At 50.1% G+C, this 3,291-nt stretch carries 2 protein-coding genes; one reads left to right on the forward strand and one right to left on the reverse strand.

The genetic code is table 11. The features are described from left to right. The coding region (locus VFE46_05360) for a hypothetical protein (protein ID HZZ27418.1) at positions 1-1,176 on the reverse strand (1,176 nt) is incomplete at its 3' end. 300 nt (positions 1,177-1,476) lie between these two features. On the opposite strand from VFE46_05360, the gene VFE46_05365 reads away from it, so the two are divergent. After that, positions 1,477-3,216 (forward strand): hypothetical protein, encoded by a 1,740-nt coding sequence (locus tag VFE46_05365; protein HZZ27419.1) that lies wholly within the window; start codon positions 1,477-1,479, stop codon positions 3,214-3,216. Positions 3,217-3,291 lie beyond the last annotated feature (75 nt).

Consider the following 3,291-nt stretch of genomic DNA (forward strand, 5'->3'; position numbering starts at 1 on the left):
ATTGGCGCGGTAACTGCTTTGCGGCCCATCATCATATCGCGGCGTATCCTGAGTAATGATGTCGATGAAGCTAAGGCCGGCACCATAGCGCACACCGTACGGGCCGGGAATAACAACAACTTCTTGGATCATTCCGGGGTCAATCTTGCTGAGCATTGAATCCAAGTCTTCGCGTACTGGAAACCAATACGCACCAGTGGCTTGCGCGTAGATCTGACCGAATTCGTAGCCGCGAACATTGGGCGCCAAAGCAACCGGTGAACGGCGAGTTGTATTTACACTTTGCACCGAATTGGCAGATTGGAGCAAGCCACCAATGTCGGTCGAAGCAATGGCTTGCGCTTGGCTCTGGCTGACTCCCTGCGCGGGACCTCCGCCGACGGTCGCGGCCAACTCGGCAATAGAAGTAGTCCCTAATGTTTCAAACGCGCCGGGCAAACTGGGCTCATACGGCGTGATCGATGGAGGTTGCACCGGCTGCAAGGGCTGCAATGGCGCCAGCGGCTGCTGCATCGCTGCCTTAAATACCCCATGGTCAATAACGATGCTGCCGTCCAATGTTGAAGGGAAATGGAGCCACAGTTGTTCCTCGGCTGTAGGCGCCGGCAAGACGATTGCTTCGGTTTGAACAGAATCCTCGACATCATCGTCTGACCCATTTTGTGACTCGCCTATGCATTGCTGGAGTTTTTCAGACTCCAAGCTTTTGCCCTCCGAATTGGACCCCAGAAAATGTGCGAGTTGGACGGTCGGTGCAACCAAACCAGGCCGTTGCATCAGCGAGATTGAATTCACGGAATTTACCGTCGAAAGCAAAGGATAAGAAATCCCATAATCCAAATTGAAGCGGCGCGATGGACAATCTGCATTGGCAAACGGGTTAAAGTCGATTCGCAAACCGATTGAATCTCGACACCACAACGGCGTAGAATTACAGGAAGTAGTTGATCGTTGCGTATCACTCGAACTTGGAACGGTGTTTTCTGTTGCCGGCGATGATTCTGAACTATCTGTAACAAAAACAGTCGAAATGTTTTTTAATGAATCCGCCTGAGTTTGAGTTGTGAGCTGTTGGTTGTCGGTCTGATCCCCGTGCGCATCGTGTGCGCGCATCTCGCCCGCTGCAGCAAGGCAAACGACGAACACTATTAACTTTGCCGACTCAATCCAAGCCATTCCGGTTTCCGAGCAAAGGGGACCATATTGAACCGAATAATCGCTGCAGCCACGCTTTAAGGCACAGCCGTTAATATCGTTAAATTCGGTCCTATCCCTGATTTCCCTATACTCTGCCCCGGATGGGTGCCTTTCCCGACGTAATCGTTAAAGTTTAACATTTGGGTATTGGTCAAAATGTAAGGACTAATACAGATAGCAGCCAATCGCCCGGCTTACGCGGGTAGCCATTCTGCCTATTGAACGTGCTAGCGGCGGCAAAGCAATAAACTGTCGGCCAACATTTAGGCGCAGAGGTATTTGCTTGTAATTCGAAAATGCGGCACTTACTCTAAAAGTCGCATCACCCACCCAGAACGTTGTTCTTACAAGGGAAGGGCCATGACACGCACGTTTGTTACGCTGGCCGCTGTTTTCATCGCCATCGGAATAAATTTTGGGGTGCCCAATCCCACCGGTGCCGAGGAGCAAAAAACTTCCACGAGTGAGGGGGCGAGCGCTAAGACTGCTTCTCCATTCATTTTGCGCACGGGTGAGAAAGCTATTCAAGACGAACTCAGAAATAAAACTATATTGGCGTTCGATCAAGTGCCTCTTACGGATGTCGTAAATTACATCAGAGAAAAGCATCACCTTGAAATTCAATTTGAAGCAACCGCGAAGAAAAGCGAAGGATCGGATCCTAATACCACCCTGATTTCCTTCAACGTCAAGGATATTACGCTGCGGTCGGCGCTACATCTGATGCTTGCTCAATTGAATCTCTCGTTCGTTATCAAAGATGAAGTGCTTTTAATCATAACCAAAGAACAAGCTGATGCGACCTTAGAAACCGTGGCATACGACGTGCGTGACGTTCTGATGCACGATGATAAATGTCAGCCAGATTACGACAGCCTAATTAATATGCTGTGCACGACCATTGCACCGCAAACCTGGACTAAGCAAGGAGGGCCAGGAACTTTGCAGCGAGGGCCGTTGGGTACGCTGGTTGTAACGCAATCGAGCGAATTGCATGAACAAATTGCCTGGCTGTTGGCGAGCATCAGAAAATTTAATGACAGCGACCCGGTTGGAAAATCGGGCAGCTCCATTGTGTTCGGCGCGATGCCCGCGGATGAAGCAATCCGAAATATACTGCTTTCCAAGGTGAATTTAAATTTTGACGCCATCTCACTAGCCGCTGTATTAGACGATTTGCGGCAGACGCAGCATGTCAAATTTTATATTGATTCCGCCGCGCTCAAAGATGCTGGCGTTGATCCGGCAACATTCCTTATCAGCTTTACCGCGAAAGATATTACTCTGCGTTCCGCGCTCGACCGAATATTGCACACGTGTAATCTTACATGGGTGGTCGGTAACGAAGTACTTCTAATCACCACGCGCGAAAAAGCTGATTCAATGTTGATGCTGGCGTTGTATCCGATCGCAGATGTGCTTTCACGCGGGGAAACCGCCGGGGACGATTCCGAAGAAGATCCTACAACGAGTCAAACCGTAATGCTCGTTGGCAACATTACAAACAATATTGCGCCGCTCAGTTGGAGTGATCAAGGCGGTCCGGGAACGTTGGAAGAATATGGCAATGGCGCTTTGTTGGTGGTGTCGCAAAATCAGGAAATTCACGACCGAATTGCCAACTTATTAAGCCAATTGCGCGAGCTGCATCACAAGCAGCAGGAGGAAGCGACAAAGCAGCCTGCCAGACCGAAAGAACCGGAAACTTTGGCGATTAAAGTTTATCTATTACGTACCAGCACACCCAACGCCCCCGCCATGACGCCGCAGGAAGTGGCTGAAGTCGTTAAAACATTGGTTGAACCCAAAAGCTGGAATCAGCAAGATGTATATATTCGGGGTGTAACGGGAAAACTGGTTGTGCGGCAATTGCCTAGCATACACCGTGAAATTGGAAAACTTTTGTCTCAACTCGATGCGGTGGTGCCAAATATGGGCGGCTCGGGGGAAAAAACTCTGGGGGCCAAGAATACAGGAGGCTTCGGTGGCACAGGGGCGGCTGAGCTTCGCCCCAAATGACGCTGCAATTCGTCCCGCTCCCTGCTGGATGGTAAGCTTGTCAGTTAAGGGCAAAATAAAGGCTAAACATTCGCT

This window comes from Pirellulales bacterium, assembly GCA_035656635.1.
Lineage (GTDB): Bacteria > Planctomycetota > Planctomycetia > Pirellulales > JADZDJ01 > DATJYL01.